Raw genomic sequence first — 21013 nt, 5'->3', positions numbered from 1 at the left:
TCCTGTCAGTGACGCCGCTCCAGGCTCGACCCTCTCATCGACCGGTCCGAGCGGCGCTGACACGCGAATGCTCACGACGACGTGACGTACCGAGCCGGTCAAGCAGCGTCGACCACTCGGCGACCGCGACGCGGTGCTGGACCTGCGTCCGGCTCGGAGCAGCCCGGGGCCGATCAGGGCTCGACCGGCGCAAGCACGAGCTCGAACTCCGTCTCGCCCAGCCGGATGCACATCGCGGTGCTCGCCTCGACCATCGTCACGACAAGCACCGCCGACTGCCCAGGGGCCACCGGCGCCGTCAAGGTCCGGCCGAGGTCCTTGAGTTCACCCAGGTCGGGCGCAGAAGCGACTGGTACGGCGTCCACGAGCAGGCAGGCCGCCGCACGGTGTGAGGGGCACAGGTTCGCGGCGGTCACGCGCATCAACGCGGCCTTGGTTGCACGTGTGTCGTTCGTCAACGACACGAACGCGACACGCCCTGGCTCCCCCACCGCACCCGCGGCCTTGAGTGCTTCAGGCATCACACCGCTCCTTCCGTGGTCGTCTCTTTGACCGGAGCCGCGGGCTTCGCGGCCACAGTCCCACCGATCCTCTTGACCCAGGTCTCCACCGCTGCTTCAAGCGCCCTCTCTGGGGCCACCGCGGCGTCGACCTTGACGACCCGGCAACGCTTCAGCACCTCGCGCGCGACCTTGCCTGGATCGATCTCTCCGCCCAGGCGGACGTCGGCGATGCGCGCCCTGCCGAGCCTCGCGAGGTCGTCGATCACCTCCGACCCGTAGCAGTCGAGCCACGGGTCGGTGCCCATCGACGCCCTCAGGTTCGCCCGTTCTGCGAGGGTCGCCACCACGCCCGGCCAGATCCCAAGGGCGTCGGAAACCTGGTCGGGCTTGAGGCAGCGTAGGCGTTCGAGGCTCGACAGGCCGGCCCTCTTGAGCGCGTCAGCGTGCGTGGCGAAGGGCTCGACGTCGAGGATGCCCCTGGCCGTCGGCATCAGGTCCGATTCCCTGTACTCAGCTGTCTCCCGCAGAGCGGCCAACTGCGGGTCCATGCCGATCCAGTCCCGCGCCTCCTTGAGCACGCAGGCATCCCGCAGGTGTCGCACCGCGAGCACCGCGAGCACCGCGCCCTTCTCCGACTTGTTCCCCGACCCGTGGAGCGTGGCGTAGGTGCACCCCATTGCGTAGCTGCCCTTTGGTGTGGGCGGCCTCCACCATGAGTCCTCGTTGCCTTTGGCCTCCCTCTTCGACCTCCGACCGCCCGTTGGAGGGTCAGGCAGGGGGCCCCCGTCCTTCGAATTCGGCTTGAGCCAGCCGCGAACGGTCGACAGTTGGGTGTCGGGGAGATCCTTCGCCTCCTTCTCCGGCTCCGGCACGAACAGCAAAGCTAGGGCCAGAGCGGCGGGCTTCGTCTCGTTCACCAGCGACGGCGCGGCCCTGCCGGCCTCCACGATGCTGAGCAGCTTCTCAAGGTCTTTCCGTACGGCATCCTTAAGGTTCGCCAGCGTCGTGAACGTGCCGGCCTGCTCCGCTTCGGTCGCGCTCGTCGCGGCCTGCTCCGCTCCCTTCGTGGTCGTCGCGGCCTGCTCCGCTCCCTTCGTGGTCACGAACCAGCGCTTCACCTGCGCAAACGCGCGAGCGAACCACTGGCTCGCATTCGTCGAGCCCGCTGGGGGCGGGGGCAGGGGCGGGGTCGGGGTCGTCGCGGCCGGCTCCTTCGCGGTCACGAACCAGCGGTTCACTTGCGCAAACGCGCGGGTGGTGGCGAGGCGGAGTTCGAGGTTCGGGTACTCGCTGACGTTCCCGATCGTCGTATCGAGCCAATCGATGTACGCGCCGAGGTCGTTCTTGTCGGTAGATCGGCGCCACGTCCAGTACTGGAGCGCGGCTTGCGCCGGCCAGTTTCGGCGGTCGTGCTGCACGGCGAGCCCGGCCAGCGCGCGCTTGCTCTCCGCGCTCAGCTCCTCCTGCGTCGTCGCGACCGCGAGCAGGCCGATGCTGCGCCAGTCGGTCGCGCCGCCCAGGCCCGGGAACGTGCCGTGGCGGTCGCTGAGCTGGGCGAGGATGAAGGCGGCCGCCAGAGTGACCAGGTCGATTGCCGCGCGATCCTTCTTCACGCTCGCACTCTCTCCGGTCAGCCCGACGACGTCCCGGCTCACCAGGGCGGACCCGACCGCGCGCCCGTTGCGGGACATTGCGACCGCGTAGCTGCCGTCGGCCTGCTCGTCGACGAGAACCGTCCACGGCGTCGTGGCGAGCACCGACCGTGCCAAGCGCGTCACGGCCTTGGCCAGCCGCCCTTCAGGCAGGTCGCTCAGGGCGCTGCCGTCGAGCGCTTCGACGTCGGTCGCGCGCGGGATCTCAACACCCGATGGTGGCTCGATGCCCAGCTCGGAGAGCCGCGCGACCACCCGCCCCTGCAGTGCCGTGGATGGCGTCCCGGCCACCGTGCACTCGAGCGTGAGCCTGAGCCGCGTGGCAAGTCCCAGAGCCAGGACGGCGCAGCCGAGTACGCCCCAGGCGGCTGACAGCCAGAAGGCGGACCAGGTTCTCGGCCCGCCGGTCCCGGTCACGGTCAGCGCCGCACCGACGGCTCCCTCACCGGCGAGCACGAGGCCGACAGCGACGCAGAGGCGCGACCACTGCGGCCTGATCGCGGGCCAACTCGAGACGGCACTGGTGGACAGCCGAGCGATGACGGCGAGCGTCACGAGGATCGCCGCGGCCAGCGCAGCCGCGTCTCCCGCGTCGCCGTCCTCCCCGGCGAGTCCAGCGAACCACTGCACCACCGCGGGCCTGTCCAGCGCCGCCTTCTCCTGCTTCACGAGCGCGCTTGCGAGCTCGGTCGCGCAAATCGGCGGTGCCTTCTCGCCGCGGAAGGCGGCCGCGGAGTCGATGAGGGCGATCGCGGCATCCGGCTTGCCTTCTATGTTCAGTTCGGCGGCCCTGCGGCACACGAGGTCGACGGGGTCGCTCACGCTCGCACTCCCGTCCGACGAGCTCTCCCCGGTCGTTGTCGACGGCCTGGACGCTGCAAGCGCCCACAACACGGGCCCGACGGCGAGGAGCGCGAGGAGCCCCGCGACACGGAGCGCTGTCCACCACCCCTGTGCACCCTTGCTCATCACACACCCCCGGCGTAAGCAGACGCCCCCATCCACGCTAGACCCGTCCAAGGCCGGGCGCCGGAGAGACTTGACACGGCCATTGGGCCGGGCCCCGCATCACGCCGAGAGACTCTCCGCGGAACCCCGTACCGACCCCACGCGCGTCATCGGCGTCCGCAACCGAGCAGCCTCGCGCGACCTTCAGCCCGCAGCGACCGGACCATCCGCACCACCGCGGCCTTCTCCTGATCAGAGCACCGACGCGTGCTCGGCGTCCCCTTCGACAGATCTCTCGGCATGGCTCCACCCTCGTCTCCAAGGTCTGGAGCCTCCAAGCAACCAGAGCGGTTCAAGGGGCCGCGCTCTGTTGGATTGACCAGGTCGTCGATGTCACTCGGTCGCAGTCGGCGCCCCGAAGTCCCCGAGCGCGGGTTGCTGATCCTCTGGCCTGAGCGTCCCTTCTGGCAGTAGGACGTACTCACCCGCCGCCTTCGCGATGTCCCATGGCCCGCTGCCCAGGTGGGCCCGGAGGTCGCGCAAGTACTTCACCCGGACCGCGGGGTCCGCATTCAAGAGGGTGGTTGTGAGCCATCGGCGCAGGGCCGGGGGGAGGTCGCCGATCGCTGTTCCGGGTGCCACCGCGGCGAAGAGATCCGCGATCTCGATGTTCCCTACGCGCAGCAGGAACTCATCGGTCCTGCGAAGGAGTTCGTCTTCGGCGCGGTCCCCGGCGACCTCCTCGATCGTGGCCCGGTCGACCGGCACATGGAGAGCGCTGGGCGCCACGTTCAGGAAGGCGTCGAAGTGCATCTGCCAGTAGGGGTGCGCGCTGTGCGCCGCGAACTCCGCCAGTAGTTCCGGGCGCGGGCGTGTGTCGGTGAACCAGTCGCGCTTGACGTCGTTCGTCAGGAGGAGCATCGGCGCCGCTACGGCACTCGCATGGTCGAGGACCTGCGTCCACAGAAGGTAGTCGCCGGCGGCGCGCAACGGCGCGGACTTGGACGCGGCGTCCATGTACCCGGGTGGGATCTGGTTAGGAACGCGCCAAGTGGTGAATTCCTCCACGCGAGCCCGAACCTCCCGAGGTGGTAGCGCTGGCCCGATCCTGCCCGCCAGGAGGCGTTCGATCTTGGCCTGAACATCGTCATCGACTGGGTCGACGACCGCCGCGTCACCGTCGGCGACTTCTGACACCTGCACTATCAGCGGCGCGATCACAGCTTCGACAAGGTCGGCGACAGCCTTCCGGCTCTCCTTCCATCGGTCCGAGGCCCCGAAGGCCGCCTTGGCGTTCTCAGCGCCACGACGCAGTTCCTTTGCCGCCTTCGCGTAGGCGGCCTGCAGTTCGCCTCGCACCGTGTCGACGTTGCGGTAGAACTCCTCGCCAACCTGGTGGGGTATCCACAGTTGCGACTCGACACGCTCCAGCACCTGGAAGGCACCCGCTCGCGCTGGTGCGCTCAATCGGTACAGCCCGAGCAGCACACTCGTGTCCAAGACGATTGTGGCGCCACGGACGAACGCAGCGACGTCGTCGGGCTCGCCGCGGGTGGGAAACCGTTCTCGCACCTTTGCAGCATGCCAGGCGCGCGGCCGCTTGAGCGGCCGGACAGCGGGCAGCGTGCACGCTGATCGGAAACAGACGCGCCAGGCTCAACTCCTGGCGTCTGGCCGCCGCGGCGTTGGCGGCGAGGTTGGCCCGGGCGAGTCCTGCCGAGCAGCGCAGGCTGGGGCACAGTGTGACCCATGCCTGGCGACCTTCCTCCGGTGTTCACCGGACCAGCGGTGTACCACTACACGGATGCTGCCGGCCTGATCGGGATGGTCCAGGACCGGGTGCTGTGGGCGACCGAGTCCAGCGGCATGAACGACCCCCGTGAGGGTGAGTACGGCCTCGATGCGCTGCGACGGCACCAACCGCCCGAGGGCGATCGCGAGGACTTCGGATCGCATTTGGAGGCCATGGAGTCGGTCGCAGGAGACCCCGTCTACGTCGCCTGCGCTTGCACGCGCGAGGACGACGTCAGCCAATGGGTTCGGTACACGCCATGGCCGGATGTCGGGTACTCCGTCGGTCTGGACGCGACGGTGCAGCTCGGCGTCGTCCGCACCGGTCCCCCGAGGGACACCGAGGGCACGCGCAGCCCTGGGAGAACGGTGCGGCTCAGTGAAGTGGCGTACACGACGCGGTGGTCACGCGTGCTCTACGGCCAAGAGAACATCGACAAGGTGCTTGCCGAGTTCCCGAGTTGGGCGCAGGGCTATGTCGCCGATGCGGGCGTGGGCGTCGAGGAGGAGTACGACTACGAGGCGGAACGTCAGGCGGCCGAGGCTCGAGTCATCACCGCTCTCCTTGAGATCGGTCGTCTAGCCAAGGACGGCGGCTTCGCCGCGGAGAGTGAGGTCCGGGTCGTCGCCCGCTCGCTGTGGGGCGAGGATTTCGTCCAGTACCGCGCCTCGCGTTACGGCGTGGTCCGCTACGTCGAGCTCGGCGCCGTTCCGCGCACGTCCGGCTTCGTCGTGCGCGCGAAGAACGACCCTCCAGCGACCCCACTGCCGATCGTCTCGGTGATGATCGGGCCCTCGCCCTACGCCGAGCGAGGCAAGGAATCCGTGCGGCAACTACTGCGGAAGAACGGCCTCGACATCGAGCCGACGATCTCCGCTTCTCAGGTCCGTTGACGAGCTCGACAAGTCACCGAACGGGCAGTTCGCCGTTCTGCTCGCGCAGCCGCCGCCGCGTGGACGGGCCCCGAGCGGTGGCATCAGCGCGGGGAGCGGTGATGCAGAGCCCACCCCCTCGGCACGTCATCCTGGTTCTACGCGCCTACCCGTCGACAATCGGACCGTGACCAGGGAGAACCGACGTGAGGCCTGATCTGGCTGCGGAGCAGCTGCGAGTCCTCCGCCAGGAGGCCCTCGACGACGGTCACATCGGCGCAAGTACACCCCAGCATCGGGCGTGGAAGGCCAAAGTGACCGCGGTCCTCGAGCAGAGCCTTGGCGTCGATGCTTCGACGACCAGAGAGTTCACCGACATGCGCTGGGGTGTGGGCGTGTGGACGGGCGCCCCGGGTGAGGCGAAGCGGGATGCGGTGTACTTCCGCGCCCGGCTGTACGACGCGCTGGGGCTCGTTGACGCGGCGATCTACCAGCTCGAGCTCACAACTGCGCCCGCAGCCCTTGAGGGCGCGAACTACGACCCGGGACTGTGGGACGAGGTCAAGCATTCGGTGGAGGAGGAGCGCTGGCAACAGGTGGCCAGCGCCGCGGTGATCTACCTCGAGGACAAGGTCCGCCGGTGGGCAGGGACACCGCTCGACCCGAACGGCAAGAAACTGGTCGGGCACGCACTGCTCGTCAGAGCACTCAGCCCCGACGGACCGCTCGTCCTCGGCAGCCAGCCCAACGAGACAGAGGGGTGGCGCAACCTGGGGACCGGGCTGACTGCCGCCGTGAGCAACGTCGTGCGACACGGGATCGACGACCGCCCCGACGGTCGCCGCTACGCCCTGGGTGTCCTCGGCCTCGTCAGCCTCCTGCTCACCCAGATCCGCTACGAGCACCCCGACGCCCAATGAGCTTCGACCCAACTCACCACAGGAGCCACGCTTGAGCAGCCGGTTCACGTTCACCATCAGCGGCATCATCGATATCGACGACCCTGAGCGCCTGGCTTCGTCGGTCGGCCGCGTGATCAGCATGGGCGCCGGCCAGCACAACGTCGAACACGACGCCGACGCCCAGCTCGCACTCAACGCGCTGCTCGCCAGCGGTCTCGGTCAGGTATTCGATCGCGACCTCATCGGGGAGTACCGCATCAAGGTCACGACGGTCGACGCACGACCCACCTCAGCCGAGATGTGACATAACGTCCACTATCGGTTCTCGTAGAGTTTCGCTGATCGCAGGTGGCGAGCAGCGTCGTCCGAGATCAGAGGCTCCGGACTGCCGCCGGCCGCGGGCCTGCGCGGGCAGAATGGGCGGGCCCACCATCGATCGATACGGAGTCCGTCGTGACCGAGCCCGCCCTGCCCTCGCATGACGACGAGCGGAAGCTCGCCCTCAAGCGCATCCGTGCACGCCGTGAGCTCACGACGCACGCCGTCACGTACCTGGTGGTCAACGCGTTCCTGGTGCTGGTGTGGTGGGTGACGACGCCGAACGGGTACTTCTGGCCGGTGTGGGTGCTCGGCGGCTGGGGGATCGGCCTGGCGCTCAACGCGTGGGAGGTGCTCGGTCGGCGCCCGATCACCGAGGCCGACATCGACCGTGAGCTGCGTCGCGGGCGCCCGCAGGACTGATCGGACGGGCACAGGTCACCGACCGAGTCCTCCCCAGGGGGTGGGAGTCGTCGGCCGGTGACCTGCGGATCGGGAACCGGGTCAGGCCACGGGGCGTGCCGCCACGTCGGCGACCAGCGCGTCCAGCGCGGGCACGTCGAAGCCGGCCATGCCGAACCCGGCCAGCACCCGCACGGGCATGTCGCCCATCATCGAGGCGAGCGTCTCGTCCACCGGCAGGTCGCCGCCGTCGGGGGCCATCGCCGCCAGCAGCAGCGGCCCGCCGACCGGGTGGGTGGTCCACTCGGTGAACGTCGAGTCCGGGGTCAACGGCCCCCACAGCGGCTCGCCGACCACGTCGACCTCGGCTGTGCCGCGCACGTCCCGCGAGGACGAGCCGACCTCGAGGCGGAACGTGCCGCCCTCGACGACCCAGCGGCGCAGCGTGGGGTGCCAGAACGACAGGTCGCGGGCCGTCAGGGTGAAGGCGACCTCCTGCGAGGCCCCCGGCTCGAGGACGACCTTGCGGAACGCCTTGAGCTCACGGGTGGGGCGCAGGACGCTGGCCTGCACGTCACCGACGTAGACCTGCACGACCTCGGCGCCGGCGCGCTCACCGGTGTTGGTGACGGTGACCCGCACCTCGACCTGCGCCGTTGCGCCTTCGCCCTGCACGGTCGCGTGCACGTCGCCGTAGCCGAACGTGGTGTACGTCAGGCCGTGGCCGAACGGGTAGGCGACGGCCATGTCGCGCGTGTCGTACCAGCGGTAGCCGACCAGCACGCCCTCGCCGTAACGCACGTGACCGTGCTCGCCGGGGAAGTTGCCGAACGCCGGGGTGTCCTCGACACGGTGCGGGATCGTCTCGGCCAGGCGTCCGCCCGGGGCGCGCGTGCCGAGCAGCACGTCGGCCACGGCCGAACCGCCGGCCTGCCCTCCGAGCCACGTCTCCAGGACGGCGGGGGCCAGTTCCTGCCACTCGACGGTCACGGCCGAGCCGTTGGCGAGGACCACCACGACGCGCGGGCAGACCTCGGCGATCGCGGTCAGCACGGCGACCTGGTTCGCGGGCAGCCGCATGTGCGAGCGGTCGTAGCCCTCGGACTCGTCGGGTGCGGGCAGGCCGAGGAACAGCACGACGGTGGCGGCCGTGCGGGCCGCCTCGACCGCCGCGGCCAGCAGTGCGTCGTCGTCGCCGTCGGGACCGCCGGCGATCGTGAAGCCCGGCTCGAACGGCACCTCCGTGCCGGTGCCCGTCCGCAGCGCGGTCAGCGCGTCGTCCAGGCGCGTGGGGTTGACCTGCGAGGACCCGGCACCCTGGTAGCGCGGCGTGCGGGCGAACTCACCGACCACCAGCAGACCGGCGGTGTCGGCGGCCGTCAGGGGCAGCAGGGGAGCGCCGTCGACCGGCTCGTTGCGCAGCAGCACCGACGCGGCCGCGGCCGCCTCGCGTGCCAGCTCGTGGTGCGCGTCGACGTCGAACGAGCCCGGCTCGGCCAGCGCCGGGCCGGCCTGCGCCACCATGCGCAGCACGCGTCGCACCGCGGTGTCCAGCACCGACTCCTCGAGCCGCCCTTCGCGCACCGCGGCGACGACCTCGGCGTCCGTGCGGCCACCGGTGCCCGGCATCTCCAGGTCGAGGCCGGCCGCCACGGAGCGCACCCGCTCGCTGACCGCGCCCCAGTCCGACATGACCAGGCCCTCGAAGCCCCACTCGTCGCGCAGCACCTCGGTGAGCAGCCAGTGGTCCTGCGAGGCGTACGTGCCGTTGATCTTGTTGTACGAGCACATGACGGTCCACGGCTGGGCGCCGGTGACGACCCGCTCGAACGCCGGCAGGTAGATCTCGCGCAGCGTGCGCTCGTCCACGTCGGCCGAGACGCGCATGCGGTCGGTCTCCTGGTTGTTGGCCGCGTAGTGCTTGAGCGAGGTGCCCACGCCCTGGCTCTGGATGCCCGCCACGATCGCGGTGCCCAGGTCGCCGGCGAGCGCCGGGTCCTCGGAGAGGTACTCGAAGTTGCGGCCGCACAGCGGCGAGCGCTTGATGTTCACGCCGGGGCCGAGCAGGACCGAGACCTCGTTCGCCCGCGTCTCGCGGCCGAGGGCCTCGCCGACCCGGCGCAGCAGGTCGACGTCCCAGGTGGAGCCCAGGGCCGCTGCCGGGGGGAAGCACGTGGCGGGCACCGAGCTGCCGATGCCCAGGTGGTCGGACGCGCCCGTCTGCTTGCGCAGGCCGTGCGGGCCGTCGGTGACCATGACGGACGCGACGCCCAGGCGGTCGACCGGCTCCGTGGTCCAGAAGTCCTGGCCCGAGGTGAGCGCTGCCTTCTCCTCGAGGGTGAGCTGGGACAGCAGCTGGTCGATCGCGGACGCGGTGTCGGTGGTGGTCATGTGCGCTTCCTCGGGTGGGGCTGGGTGGTGGTCGGGGTGGCGTGCGGGGGAGCTCATGCGTCGGTGCCGTCGTAGCGGACGCGGTCGACGGCGATCGTGCCGTGCGTGGCGTACAGGCCGACGACGCGGCCGGCGAACGAGGCCGTGGTCTCGGCGGTGAAGTACCGGCCGTCGATGCGGGCCAGGGTGACGGGCCCGTCGGGCCCGTCGTAGCCGAGCGTCAGGTGGTCGCTGGACATCTGCTCCAGGAACTCGCCACCGGGCTCGACCGGGGCGGTCGCAAGCCACAGCGTGACGGGCCCCTCGGGGGCCTGGGCGCTCCACGTCTGCCCGAACGTGGACACCTGGGCGTGCGCGACGAGCGTGGTGCCCGACAGCTCGATGCCCACGTGGTGCAGCTCGTCGATGCGCATGCCGATGCCGCCGACGCCCGCGGAGGCGTCCACGACCGCGCTGAAACGTGAGCGCAGGTGCGCCTGCCGGATGCCGAGGAACACCGGGCGCAGGTCGCCCAGGTCCGAGCCGTCGGCGTGCAGCACGAGGTGGCCGGGACGGCTGGTGAGGTCGGCGACCTCGGTCGGCAGCCGGCGCACGGCCAGCCAGGCGGGGTCGGACGTGCTCGTGTCGAACTCGTCCTCCCACACGACGGCGGGTCCGGGCTCGCTGAGCACCACGGGGGCGATCTGCGGCCACCCGTCGTGCCAGGTGACGGGGGTGCAGAAGGTCTCGCGGCCCATGGGGGAGAACGACCGGGTGCCGCCGCGGACACGCATGCCGAGCAGCACCAGGTACCAGGAGCCGTCGGGGGCCTGCACGAGGTCGCCGTGGCCGGTGTTCTGCACGGGGCGGTCGGTGCCGGCAGCGGTGAGCAGCGGGTTGGCGGGGCAGCCCTCGAACGGTCCGTCGGGTCGCCTGGCGCGTGCCACGGACACGCTGTGGCCGCGTTCGGTGCCACCCTCGGCGATGAACAGGTACCACCAGCCGTCGTGCTGGTAGAGGTGCGGCCCCTCGGGGAACATCAGGCCGGTGCCGGACCACAACGAGCGCGGCTCCTCGAGCATCGTGCCGGTCAGCGGGTCGACGCGGAACTGCTCGATGCCGTCGTGGCCCATGCCCGACAGCCGCAGCGCGGAGTAGGTGAGGTAGCAGGTGCCGTCCTCGTCCCAGGCCAGGTCGGGGTCGATGCCGTCCATGCCCTCGACGAGCACGCCGTCGCTCCACGGGCCGGCCGGGTCGTCGGCGGTGAAGACGAGGGTGCCGCGGCCCATGGCGTCGGTCACGGCGATCCAGAACCGGCCGTCGTGGTGCCGGATGGTGGGCGCCCAGGCGCCGCCGAGGGTGGGGACGTCGGTGATGTCGAGCTGGCCGTCGCGTTCGACGACGTGGCCGACGTGCTCCCAGGTCACCAGGTCGCGGCTGTGCTTGACCGGGATGCCGGGCAGGTACTCGAAGGTCGAGTTGGCCAGGTAGTAGTCGTCACCGACCCGGACCACGGAGGGGTCGGGGTGGAAGCCGGAGGCGAGGGGGTTCGGCGGCAGCGTCGGCTGCGGCGGCACGGTGGTCAACGGGACTCCTGCGGGGTGGGGAACGTCATCGGTCTGCTCCATCGCGGGGGTGGGTGCGGCCTCGTCGCGCGCACCGACAGCCCTATGCTTACCCTGAACTCATACGAATCAGCAAGTGTTCACCTCGACGACGCCTCTCCGCTGTAGGCTCCGGGACGCAGAGCTGCTCGCCGCACCCGCCCCCCCGCGGGTGTCGAGTCGGGGTCGAGGAGGGGGTCGGCGTGGTCGCACAGGGGCGGGTCACCGCGAAGGACGTCGCGCGGCAGGCCGGGGTGTCGCAGAGCACGGTCAGCTACGTGCTCAACAACACCCCGAACCAGAAGATCTCCGAGGCGACGCGCCAGCGGGTGCTGCAGGCCGCCGAGGAGATGCGCTACGCGCCGTCGGCCGCCGCCCGGGCGCTACGGCTCGGTGCCAGCCAGGTGGTCCTGGCCGTGCTTCCCGACGCACCGATCGGCTCGAACATCTCGATGCTGATGGAGCGTCTGAGCGACGACCTCGACCCGCAGGGCTACTCCGTGGTCTACCGCCGGCATCGGGGCAGCGCGATGCTCGAGCAGGCCTGGCGTGAGCTCATGCCCGCCGCGCTGGTGAACCTCGCGGCTTTCTCCGTCGAGGACGAGGCGAAGATCGAGGCGGCCGGCATCCGTCTGGTGCGGGCGCCGATGGACGACGAGGGGCCGGGCAAGCTGTCGATCTCGGACGTCGCGATCGGCCGCCTTCAGGCCGCTCACCTGCTGGAACGCGGCCATCGCCGGCTCGGGTACGCCGCCCCGGTGGACCAGCGCGTCTCCGGCTACTTCCGCCGGCGGCTCTCCGGCGTGCGTGAGGTGTGCGCTGCCGCGCGGGTGCCGGAGCCCTCCGTTGTCGCCATGCCGCTGGACGTCACCGAGGCGGCGGCCGCGGTCGCCGAGTGGATGTCGGTCCCGCAGGAGGAGCGGGTCACGGCGGTCTGCGCCTACAACGACGAGCAGGCGTTCGCCCTGCTGGCGGGCATGCGCGTGCTGGGGCTGTCGGCGCCGCACGACCTGGCGGTGGTCGGTGTCGACAACGTCGCACTCGCCCCGTTCGCCCACCCGCCGCTGACGAGTGTGGACATCCATTCCCCGGAGATCGCCGACCAGCTCTCCCAGATGGTCCTGACGGCCGTCACGGGCGGCGCGGTCCAGGGCGTCAACGCCCCGCGGGCCACGCTCGTCCGGCGCGAGTCCGCCTGAGCTGTCCGCGGCCGCCCGGGGTCGGCGCTTCACGCAAGCGTGATCGATCTGTGACCCTCCCGCAGTCGTCGGGGTGTTGCCATCTGCCGAACCGGACGGGTACCGTCGCTGATACGTCACAGTGAATCGGCTCTTTCGTACTGAGTAGATATGCACTGCGTCGGCAGCACACGGGACCTTCAGTGACGTGGGTCCCCGCGGTCGGCACCCAGGCGTCACCTGCTCGACGATCCACATCAAAGGAGATGGGAATGCGACGACGGCTCATCGCACTCGGCGCCACCGCCGTGATGCTCGCCCTGGCCGCCTGCTCAGGCGGCGGTGGCACGACCACCAGCACCGACGGCACGTCCGAGACCTCGACCCTCACGCTCGGTGAGGTGTCGTACCCGGCGTCCTTCGACGTCAACGGCTACTCGATCGCCCACTACGTGACGTACTTCCAGGCTGTCTACGACACCCTCGTCCGCCAGGACGGCGGCGGGATGCTCGTGCCCGGCCTCGCCACCGACTGGTCGTACGACGAGGCCCGCACCACCCTGACGCTCACACTGCGCGAGGGTGTGGAGTTCACCGACGGCACGGCGTTCGACGCCGAGGCGGTCGTGGCGAACATCAAGAACTTCCAGGCCTCGGCCACCCCGGACCTGTCCAACGCGCAGTACATCACCGACGTGACCGCGACCGACGCCACCACCGTGACGATCACGCTGTCCGCGCCCGACCCGATGCTGCTGACCTGGATGACCGGCTCGCTCGGCTACATGGCCTCGCCGGCGTCGTTCACCGCCGAGGACGTCACCACCAACCCCGTCGGCACCGGTCCCTACACGCTCGACACCGACCAGACCGTCGTCGGCTCCAAGTACGTGTACACGAAGAACCCCGACTACTGGGACGACTCGTACCACGTCTACGACTCGCTGACGATCAACTACTACGAGAGCCCGACGGCCCTGCTCAACGCCATCCAGGGTGGGCAGGTCGACGCCGCGACGTTCTCCGACGTCTCCTCGCTCACCCAGGTCGAGAACGCCGGCTACACGGTCAACACCTCGCAGCTGGACTGGATGGGCCTGATCCTGTTCGACCGTGACGGCACCGTGGACCCGGCGCTCGCCGACGTGCGCGTCCGCCAGGCGCTCAACTACGCGATCGACCGCGAGGGCATCCTCAAGGCGATCCAGCTCGGCTACGGCGAGGTCACCAGCTCGGTGTTCGGGCCCACGACCGCCGGCTACGACGAGGACCTCGACTCCACGTACTCCTACGACCCGGAGAAGGCCAAGGAGCTGCTCGCCGAGGCCGGGTACCCCGACGGGTTCGCCCTGACGATGCCCTCGTCCTCGCTCATCAACCAGAGCCTGCTCACCACCATCCAGCAGGAGCTCGCCGACGTCGGCATCACCGTGACCTACGAGGACACCGGCGCCAACTTCATCACCGACCTGATCGCCGGCAAGTACACGAGCACGTGGATGCAGCTGGCCTCGGCCAACGACTGGCAGTTCGCCCAGCTGGCCCTGGTGCCCAACGCGACCTTCAACCCGCTCGGCACGCAGACTGCCGAGACGGACGCGATGCTGGCCACCATGCAGACCGGCACCGATGACGAGGCCGCCGCGGCCGCGCAGGAGCTCAACGCCTACGTGACCGACAACGCGTGGTTCGTGCCGATGTACCGGCTCGACAACCTGTTCGTCAGCAAGCCGACGGTGCAGGTCACCATGGCGGCGGACAACGCCACGCCGTACCTCTACCTCATCCAGCCCGCCTCCTGAGCGGCCAGGACCGGGGCGGACCTCACCGTCCGCCCCGGTCCGCCCCGTCAGAACCTGAGGAGTCCTCAGTGCTGAAGTTCCTCCTGCGGCGGCTGGTCTCCGGCGTCGCCATGCTCTTCGTGATCAGCACCGTCGCCTACGGGCTGATCTACCTCACCGGCGCGGACATCGCCCGCACGCTGCTCGGTCAGAACGCCTCGCAGGAGGCGGTCGACCTCAAGGCGCAGCAGCTGGGCCTCGACCAGCCGCTCCTGCAGCGGTACGTCGACTGGCTGTCCGGCGCGATCCGCGGCGACCTCGGCGTCTCGTGGTTCTCCGGGGCGCAGGTGACCGACCTGGTCTCCGCCCGCCTGGGCGTCACCCTCTCGCTGGTCGTGCTCGCCACCCTCATCTCCGCGGTCCTGGCGACCGTGGTCGGCGTCTGGGCCGCGATCAAGCGCGGCTGGGTCGACCGTGTGCTGCAGATCGTCTCCCTGGTCGGCGCCGCGATCCCCAACTACCTCGTGGCCATCGCGCTCGTCCTGGTCTTCGCGATCAACCTCGCCTGGGTCGCCCCCACCGGCTACGTGCGTCCCCAGGACGACCTGGCCGGCTGGGCCACCTCGATCGTCCTGCCGGTGATCGCCCTGACCATCGGGTGCGTCGCCGGTGTCGCCCAGCAGGTGCGCTCGTCGATGATCGACGGCCTGCGCCAGGACTACGTGCGCACCTTGCGCAGCCGCGGGCTGCCCGAGCGTCGCGTGATCCTCGAGCACGTGCTGCGCAACGCCGCCGGCCCCGCGCTGTCGGTGCTGGCCCTGCTCTTCGTCGGCCTGCTCGGCGGCGCCGTCGTCATCGAGCAGATGTTCGCCATCCCGGGCCTCGGCTCGCTGTCCGTCTCGACCACCACGCAGGGCGACATCCCCGTGATCATGGGCGTCGTCGTGGTGGTCGCGATCATCGTGCTCGTCGTCAACCTGGTGATCGACATCGTCCAGGGCTGGCTCAACCCGAAGGCGCGGATCTCGTGACCACGACCCCGACCACTCCTGACCTGACGGCACCCACGCCGTCCCTCGCGCGCCGGCTGCTGCGCGACCCGCTCGGAGCGCTCGCGCTCGGCTTCCTGCTGCTCGTCGTGCTCGCCGCGGTGTTCGCCCCGCTGCTCACCTCGCACGACCCGAACGAGGCCGTGCTGGCCGACGTGCTGGCCCCTCCTGGGGGCGACCACCTGCTCGGCGCGGACAGCTCGGGTCGTGACGTGTGGGCGCGCCTGCTCTACGCCTGCCGGTTCAGCCTCCTGGGTGCCGCGCTGGCTGTCCTCTTCGCCGTCGTCATCGGCGCCGTGTCCGGTCTGATCGCCGGGTACTTCGGCAAGTGGTTCGACGAGCTGTCGTCCTGGGCCGCGAGCATCCTCATGGCCCTGCCGGCCATGGTCGTGCTGCTGGCCGCCCGCTCTGTCGTCGGCCCCTCCGCATGGTGGGCGATGGGCATCTTCGGCGTGCTGCTGTCCGCGTCGGTGTTCCGCCTCGTGCGCAGCACCGTGCAGTCGGTGCGCGGCGAGCTGTACGTCGACGCCGCCCGCGTCAGCGGGTTGTCCGACCTGCGGATCATCTTCCGGCACGTGCTGCGCGTGGTCCGGGCACCGATCATCATCCAGGTCGCCTCCATCGCGGCGGTGGCCATCGCCATCCAGGCCGGTCTGGAGGTCCTGGGCCTGGGCGACATGACGATCCCGACGTGGGGCTCGATGCTCAACGACGGTTTCGCGAAGATCTACCAGGCGCCGATCCTGCTGCTGTGGCCGAGCCTGCTGATCGCCTTCGTCTGCCTTGCCCTGTCGCTGGTCGCCAACTCCCTGCGCGACGCGCTCGAGGGCACCGCCGGTGCCAAGAAGGCGCGGCCCACCCGGGTGGCCGCCGACTTCGTGCCCACGGAGTCCACCTCCACGCACGGTGCGGTGCTCGCCACCGACGACCCGTCGGTGATCCTGCGGGTGCAGCAGCTGCGCATCGCCTACGCCGGTGGTGCCAAGGAGGTCGTGCACGGCATCAGCTTCGACGTGCGGGCCGGTGAGGTCCTCGGCCTGATCGGGGAGTCGGGCTCGGGCAAGACGCAGACCGCGTTCGGCATCATGCGGCTGCTCCCCGAGGGTGGTGCCGTCGCCGGCGGCCGCGTGCTCTGGAAGGGCACCGACCTGGCCGGGCTCGGCGACCGCGAGATGACCGCCATGCGCGGCAGCACGATCGCGTACATCCCGCAGGAGCCGATGAGCAACCTCGACCCGACGTTCACCATCGGGCACCAGCTGATCGAGCCCATGCGGCTGCACCTGAAGATCAGCAAGAAGGAGGCCCGCGAGCGGGCCATGGCGCTGCTGCGTCGCGTCGGTATCCCCGACCCCGCCCGCACCATGCGGTCCTACCCGCACGAGGTGTCCGGCGGCATGGCCCAGCGCGTGCTCATCGCCGGGGCCATCAGCTGCGAACCCGACCTGCTGATCGCCGACGAGCCGACCACGGCGCTCGACGTCACCGTGCAGGCCGAGATCCTCGAGCTGCTGCGCAGCCTGCAGGCCGACCTGGGCATGGGCATGGTGCTCGTCACGCACAACTTCGGGGTCGTCGCCGACCTGTGCGACCGCGTCGCGGTCATGCAGGAGGGCGAGATCGTGGAGTCGGGCGACGTCCGCCAGGTGTTCCGCGACCCGCAGCACCCGTACACCCGTCAGCTGTTCGGCGCGATCCTCTCCGAGGAGGGCATCCGCCCGCCGTTCGTCGCCCACCAGGGCGTCCCCGCACAGGAGGCACGTCGATGACGACACCGCAGCCGCCCTACGCCCCGGCCGGGACCTCACCGGCCGCGGCTCCGCTGCTCGACGTGCGCGACCTGGTGGTCGAGTACCCGCGCCCGGGGCACCGCAAGGAGCCGTTCCGCGTGCTCAAGGGCGTCAGCCTGGACGTGCGGCCGGGGGAGTGCGTGGGCCTGGTCGGCGAGTCCGGCTCGGGCAAGACGACCCTGGGCCGTGCAGTCCTCGGCCTCGCGCCCGTCGCCAGCGGCACGATCGACTACCGCGGCACCGACATCGCGCACGCCGACCGGCAGGCCCGCCGGAAGATGGGCAGCGAGATCCAGGTGGTCTTCCAGGACCCGTACACCTCGCTCAACCCGTCGATGACGGTCGGCGACATCCTCGCCGAGCCGCTCACGGCCAACGGCGTCTCGCGCAGCGAGGCCCGCTCGCGCGTGCGTGACCTGCTCGACCAGGTCCGGCTGCCCTCGGACGCGCTCGGCCGGCTGCCGCGCGAGTTCTCCGGCGGTCAGCGCCAGCGCGTGGCGATCGCCCGGGCCCTGGCCCTGGAGCCGCGGCTGATCATCTGCGACGAGCCCGTCTCGGCCCTGGACCTGTCGACGCAGGCCCGTGTGCTCGACCTGTTCGTGGAGATCCAGGAACGCACCGGCGTCGCGTACCTGTTCATCACGCACGACCTGACCGTGGTGCGGCACGTCAGCCACCGGGTCGCGGTGATGTACCACGGGGAGATCGTCGAGTGGGGCGAGACCGACGCGGTGACCCGCACCCCCGAGCACCCGTACACGCAGCGACTCTGGATGGCCGCCCCCGTGCCCGACCCCGACGAGCAGATGCGTCGACGCGCCGACCGGCAGCGCCTGCTGGCGATCCAGGCCGAGCAGGACGAGCAGGCCGGTGCCGTCGCCTGAGCGCCCACCGGGCGGATCCCCCGCCGCCCGGTGGGCCCCCGGCCGGCCGCCCTGGCTGCCCGGGCCGCACCACCCGTCCGTGCGCGTCATCGTCGACAACGACTTCGCGGGCGACCCGGACGACCTGTTCCAGCTGGCGCACCACCTGCTCTCGCCCTCCGTGGACCTGCGGGCGGTGATCAGCTCGCACCTGGCGCCGGGTGACGGGTTCGACCCCGGGCCGCACTCCGCCGCGAACGGTGCACGGCGGGTCCGCGAGCTGGCGGACGTCATGGGCGTCGACCTCGACGACCTGCTCGTGCTCGGCACCGAGGACGCCCTGGTCGACGAGCACACCCCGCAGCACTCGGCCGGCGTCGACGTCATCGTGGCCGAGGCCCTGCGTGAGGACACCACGGCACCGCTGTTCGTGGTCTGCGGCGGTGGGCTCACCGAGATCGCCTCGGCGTACCTGCGCGAACCGTCCATCGCCGACCGCCTGACGGTCGTGTGGATCGGCGGCCCCGAGGACCCCGAGCTGGCCGACGCCCCACCCGGTGCCCCGGTGCTCGAGTACAACCTGGGCATCGACGTGACCGCCGGTCGGGTGCTGCTCGCCTCACCCGTGCCCCTGTGGCAGGTGCCGCGCGACGCCTACCGGCAGTGCCTCGTCTCCGACGCCGAGCTGCGTGCCCGCGTGGCCCCCGCCGGTCCGCTCGGCGCCTACCTGTACCGCGAGATCGCCACCCTGCAGGACCGACTCGTGGAGTACCTGGGCGGCCGCCGCGAGACCTACGCGCTCGGCGACCAGCCGTTGGTGCTGGCCACCGCCCTGCAGTCCGCGTTCGAGCCTGACGCGTCCTCGTCCGCCTGGGTCCGGCGCCCCGCGCCGCAGCTGGGTCCCGACGGTGGGTTCGTCGCCGACCCGGCCGGACGGGAGATCCGGGTGCTCACCCGCGTCGACACGCGGCTGATGTTCGAGGACATGTTCCTCAAGCTGGCCGAGCACGCGGCATGGGCGGCCTCGCAGGCCGTCTGAACGTGCCGGGCAGGGCCGTCCGGTCCACGCCCGCCGACCGAGTGAATCTGGGCGAGGAATGAGCGTGATCGCAAATCCAAAATACCTGACTGTTGCTGAAGGATCCGGCGGCGACAAGCCGTCATTTGCATTCTGAGTGCCGTTGGATCGAAGAATTGACGGGTGAATTCTCAAGGTGGGAATGGGTGACGCGATAGGAACCGTGGCGACGCGATGTCGCCCCTGACCTGTCGATGAACGGAGCTCCACGTGTCCTCCCAGCCCCACGCAGAACACCCCGCCCGAACCGGGTCCACCAGGTCAGACGGTCGGCGACGGTGGTTCGCCGACCGGCCGATCGGCGTCAAGCTCGGCACCTGCCTCGGCCTCGTGGCGGTCGTGGCCGTCGCGATCTCCGCCGTGGCGACCGTGCGGCTCGACGAGCTGTCGGCCGAGCAGGACGTCATGTACGCCGAGTCCGCCGTGCCGCTCGCCGCGCTGAACGGCCTCGCGCAGGCACTCACCGGCGACCGGGTCCGCTACACCCGGCTTGCCGCGGTCGACACCGAGACCGCACGGGCCGACCTGCTGGACACCATCGAGGCCAACCGCGACGAGATCGACCTGCACCTGTCGCAGCTCGAGCCCGTGGCCTCCAGCCCGGAGTTGTTCGCCGAGCTGGAGGAGGCCGTGCTGACGTACTACTCGGATGCCGAGCAGAACTTCCTCCCGCTCCTGGCCGCAGGCGACCAGGAGGCCATCGACGGGTACGTGACCGGTGAGCTGGCCGCGAACGGCCAGGCGACCGCCGACGCGATCGAGGCCGAGTCGTCCGCGCTGGCCGACAAGGCCGGCGCCACCTCGGACCACGGCACCGCCCTGGCCCGCACCTCGATCGTCACGGTCTGGCTCGTCCTCGCGGTGTCGTTGCTGGTCGCCGCCGTGATCGCCGTCGCCGTGGTGCGCGACATCCTGCGTGGCGTGCGAGGCGTGCAGTCCGCGCTGGGTGCCATGGCCGAGGGTGACCTGACCAGGGAGCCGCCCGTGGTGGCAGCCGACGAGCTCGGGCGCATGACGACCTCGCTGGTCACCGCCCAGCGCACGCTGCGCCGCACCATCGCCGGTGTCGCGGAGACCGCGCAGACCGTCGCAGCGGCCACCGAGCAGATGTCCGCCGCCTCCACGCAGGTGTCGGCCACCGCCGAGGAGACCTCGGCGCAGGCCGGGGTCGTGGCGGCCGCGGCCGAGCAGGTCAGCCGGAACGTGCAGACGGTCGCCGCGAGCGCCGAGCAGATGGGTGCGAGCATCCGGGAGATCGCGCAGAACGCGTCGCAGGCGGCGACGGTCGCCGGCGAGGCGACGCAGGTCGCCGCCTCGACCAACGAGAAGGTGACGCGCCTCGGGGTGTCCAGCCAGGAGATCGGCAACGTGGTGAAGGTGATCACGTCCATCGCGGAGCAGACGAACCTGCTGGCGTTGAACGCCACGATCGAGGCGGCGCGGGCCGGGGAGGCCGGTAAGGGCTTCGCGGTGGTGGCCGGGGAGGTCAAGGAGCTGGCGCAGGAGACGGCCAAGGCGACCGAGGACATCGCCCGCCGCGTGGAGGCCATCCAGGCCGACACGCAGGACGCGGTCACGGCCATCGGCGAGATCTCCGCGATCATCGCCGGCATCAACGACTACCAGCTGACGATCTCCTCGGCCGTGGAGGAGCAGACCACCACGACCGCCGAGATGTCCCGCTCGGTCGCCGAGGCCGCTGCCGGGGCCGGTGAGATCGCCAGCAACATCACGAGCGTCGCGACCGCGGCGGCCACCTCCAACGAGGCGATGGTGCAGGTGGACACCGCCGCGAACGAGCTGGCGCAGGTGGCCCACGGCCTGCGCTCGGACGTCGCGCAGTTCACCTTCTGAGGTCGATCGGTCGTCGGGCGTCGCGATGCACCCGACGACCGATCGCGGCCCGGCCCG

Annotated in this window: 16 protein-coding genes; 11 read left to right on the top strand and 5 right to left on the bottom strand. The window is 70.7% G+C overall.

All coding sequences use genetic code 11. The features are described 5' to 3' along the window. Nucleotides 1-173: 173 nt before the first annotated feature. The 3 genes from ACTHAM_RS08685 to ACTHAM_RS08675 all read right to left on the bottom strand — a co-directional run bounded on the left by ACTHAM_RS08685 (nt 174) and on the right by ACTHAM_RS08675 (nt 4675). A complete protein-coding gene (locus ACTHAM_RS08685; RefSeq protein ID WP_440686414.1) occupies nt 174-521 on the bottom strand; it encodes a hypothetical protein in 348 nt (115 codons plus the stop codon). After that, the gene (locus tag ACTHAM_RS08680) at nt 521-2977 is read right to left on the bottom strand and encodes a hypothetical protein (RefSeq protein WP_440686412.1); all 2457 of its coding nucleotides are present in this window, start codon (nt 2975-2977) and stop codon (nt 521-523) included. Before ACTHAM_RS08680 ends, ACTHAM_RS08685 begins: the two co-directional genes overlap by 1 nt. A gap of 519 nt (nt 2978-3496) precedes the next feature. Next, nucleotides 3497-4675 carry a PIN-like domain-containing protein gene (locus tag ACTHAM_RS08675; RefSeq protein WP_440686410.1) on the bottom strand — a complete coding sequence of 393 codons (1179 nt, stop codon included), beginning with the start codon at nt 4673-4675 and terminating at the stop codon, nt 3497-3499. Between the two features lie 177 nt (nt 4676-4852). On the opposite strand from ACTHAM_RS08675, the gene ACTHAM_RS08670 reads away from it, so the two are divergent. The 4 genes from ACTHAM_RS08670 (at nt 4853) to ACTHAM_RS08655 (ending at nt 7410) form a co-directional block, all read left to right on the top strand. Beyond that, the gene (locus ACTHAM_RS08670; protein WP_440686408.1) at nt 4853-5788 is read left to right on the top strand and encodes a hypothetical protein; all 936 of its coding nucleotides are present in this window, start codon (nt 4853-4855) and stop codon (nt 5786-5788) included. 185 nt (nt 5789-5973) lie between these two features. Beyond that, on the top strand, nt 5974-6687 hold the full coding sequence (locus ACTHAM_RS08665) for a TIGR02391 family protein (protein ID WP_440686406.1): 714 nt from the start codon (nt 5974-5976) through the stop codon (nt 6685-6687). Nucleotides 6688-6718: 31 nt separating this feature from the next. Continuing rightward, a complete protein-coding gene (locus ACTHAM_RS08660; RefSeq protein ID WP_440686404.1) occupies nt 6719-6973 on the top strand; it encodes a hypothetical protein in 255 nt (84 codons plus the stop codon). 149 nt (nt 6974-7122) lie between these two features. Further along, nucleotides 7123-7410, top strand: a complete 288-nt coding sequence (locus tag ACTHAM_RS08655; protein ID WP_440686403.1) for a 2TM domain-containing protein — start codon at nt 7123-7125, stop codon at nt 7408-7410. An 81-nt stretch (nt 7411-7491) separates the two neighbouring features. Here the strand turns inward: ACTHAM_RS08655 and ACTHAM_RS08650 are convergent, their stop codons facing one another. After that, nucleotides 7492-9780 (bottom strand): glycoside hydrolase family 3 C-terminal domain-containing protein, encoded by a 2289-nt coding sequence (locus ACTHAM_RS08650; protein ID WP_440686401.1) that lies wholly within the window; start codon nt 9778-9780, stop codon nt 7492-7494. Between the two features lie 53 nt (nt 9781-9833). Further along, nucleotides 9834-11336, bottom strand: coding sequence for a family 43 glycosylhydrolase (locus ACTHAM_RS08645; protein WP_440686503.1), 1503 nt, complete (start codon nt 11334-11336; stop codon nt 9834-9836). A 230-nt stretch (nt 11337-11566) separates the two neighbouring features. Between ACTHAM_RS08645 and ACTHAM_RS08640 the strand changes: the two genes are divergently transcribed. The 7 genes from ACTHAM_RS08640 to ACTHAM_RS08610 all read left to right on the top strand — a co-directional run bounded on the left by ACTHAM_RS08640 (nt 11567) and on the right by ACTHAM_RS08610 (nt 20956). Next, nucleotides 11567-12562 carry a LacI family DNA-binding transcriptional regulator gene (locus ACTHAM_RS08640; RefSeq protein WP_440686399.1) on the top strand — a complete coding sequence of 332 codons (996 nt, stop codon included), beginning with the start codon at nt 11567-11569 and terminating at the stop codon, nt 12560-12562. Nucleotides 12563-12813: 251 nt separating this feature from the next. Then, nucleotides 12814-14343, top strand: a complete 1530-nt coding sequence (locus ACTHAM_RS08635; RefSeq protein ID WP_440686397.1) for an ABC transporter substrate-binding protein — start codon at nt 12814-12816, stop codon at nt 14341-14343. Nucleotides 14344-14411: 68 nt separating this feature from the next. Further along, nucleotides 14412-15353 carry an ABC transporter permease gene (locus tag ACTHAM_RS08630; protein ID WP_440686395.1) on the top strand — a complete coding sequence of 314 codons (942 nt, stop codon included), beginning with the start codon at nt 14412-14414 and terminating at the stop codon, nt 15351-15353. Further along, nucleotides 15350-17140 (top strand): dipeptide/oligopeptide/nickel ABC transporter permease/ATP-binding protein, encoded by a 1791-nt coding sequence (locus ACTHAM_RS08625; RefSeq protein ID WP_440686393.1) that lies wholly within the window; start codon nt 15350-15352, stop codon nt 17138-17140. Before ACTHAM_RS08630 ends, ACTHAM_RS08625 begins: the two co-directional genes overlap by 4 nt. After that, nucleotides 17137-18045, top strand: coding sequence for an ATP-binding cassette domain-containing protein (locus tag ACTHAM_RS08620; RefSeq protein WP_440686391.1), 909 nt, complete (start codon nt 17137-17139; stop codon nt 18043-18045). The genes ACTHAM_RS08625 and ACTHAM_RS08620 overlap by 4 nt, the downstream gene beginning before the upstream one ends. A 79-nt stretch (nt 18046-18124) precedes the next feature. Next, nucleotides 18125-19063, top strand: a complete 939-nt coding sequence (locus ACTHAM_RS08615; RefSeq protein WP_440686389.1) for a nucleoside hydrolase — start codon at nt 18125-18127, stop codon at nt 19061-19063. 249 nt (nt 19064-19312) lie between these two features. Next, on the top strand, nt 19313-20956 hold the full coding sequence (locus ACTHAM_RS08610; RefSeq protein ID WP_440686387.1) for a methyl-accepting chemotaxis protein: 1644 nt from the start codon (nt 19313-19315) through the stop codon (nt 20954-20956). The last annotated feature ends 57 nt before the right edge of the window (nt 20957-21013 follow it).

Source organism: Cellulomonas soli (genome assembly GCF_052036975.1).
GTDB classification, from domain to species: Bacteria; Actinomycetota; Actinomycetes; order Actinomycetales; family Cellulomonadaceae; genus Cellulomonas; species Cellulomonas soli_A.
This window is presented reverse-complemented; position numbering and strand designations above follow the sequence as displayed.